The organism is Bacillus sp. P4_D3, assembly GCF_056401855.1.
Genome location: NZ_JBFUIN010000964.1, coordinates 1 through 1,017 on the forward strand (window position 1 = coordinate 1; position 1,017 = coordinate 1,017).

At 29.2% G+C, this 1,017-nt stretch carries 1 protein-coding gene; it reads right to left on the reverse strand.

Annotated elements, in window-relative coordinates:
• Positions 1-236 precede the first annotated feature (236 nt).
• Positions 237-737 (reverse strand): lysozyme family protein, encoded by a 501-nt coding sequence (locus AC1DTM_RS28375; protein WP_002110354.1) that lies wholly within the window; start codon positions 735-737, stop codon positions 237-239.
• Positions 738-1,017: the final 280 nt, after the last annotated feature.

Here is a 1,017-nt window from a genome sequence, read left to right on the forward strand (position 1 = left end):
TAATAGTACTAATCGTTCTGACGGTTTTAATGTTTCATCACTTTCTAGTATAAAATCTATATTTTTCATATTCCCTACTTCTTACTCCTTATATAAAAAAATGATTTTAGTAGTTATTTAATATAAAAATACTACATAACAAATTTGAAGATATATCGAAATAACATAACGCCCAAACACTTTTATACTATAACATAAAAAAGACATTTCCCCAAATTGAAAATGCCTTTTTATATCTACTTCTCTTTTTTATATAATTGATATGATTGTTCTAGCCCTTTATTATATTTCGTATTATTATCTGTCCATTCTCCCCCCAAGTTTCCTGGCCACCCTGATGTATTAGCAACATATTTAAGCAACTCCCAATCCTGCAGTCCTTTTTTCACACCACGCTCATACGATTTGACCATACTTGAAATTGCTATCGTTGTATTTATACGTGAATCCACTAAACTCTCTTCCGATAATTGTGCTGGTGCTAATCCACCACGATGTAATTGGAATAATCCGAAAGATGTTCCGTTATCTCCTATTGCTTTTCGGTTAAATTTTGTTTCATGATCCGCAATTGATAATGGTATCCAATCTGGAATATCATACCTCTTTGCAACTTCACTAATTACTTGTTTATTATTTTTAATCTCTTTATGCTTTTCATAGTTGGTATGAATTACATAACTTAAGGTAAATAACGTAAGTAATATAAATATATATTGTAACGCTTTTTTCATCATTTCATCTCCTGATTTGTGTATGTTTCACTTTCTATATACACTATAAGACTTTTATGTGACATTCATTTGACAAAATGATATTAATTATACATAAGCTGTTACAGTTTTAACTATCAATCTAAAAACTACAATTCTTCTAAAAGACTCCTTCAACACATAAAAACAATCAGCCTTTCATGTATAGTACATGAAAGGCTGATTGTTTTTCACTACACTTTTTTATGTATACAGTATATCCCTGCTATAATAAAACAAATTGAAATTACCGATAAAATTGCAC

Bases quoted from the DNA above. Each gene is read 5' to 3' on its own strand.
- AC1DTM_RS28375 (WP_002110354.1), bottom strand. From the start codon at position 737: ATGATGAAAAAAGCGTTACAATATATATTTATATTACTTACGTTATTT.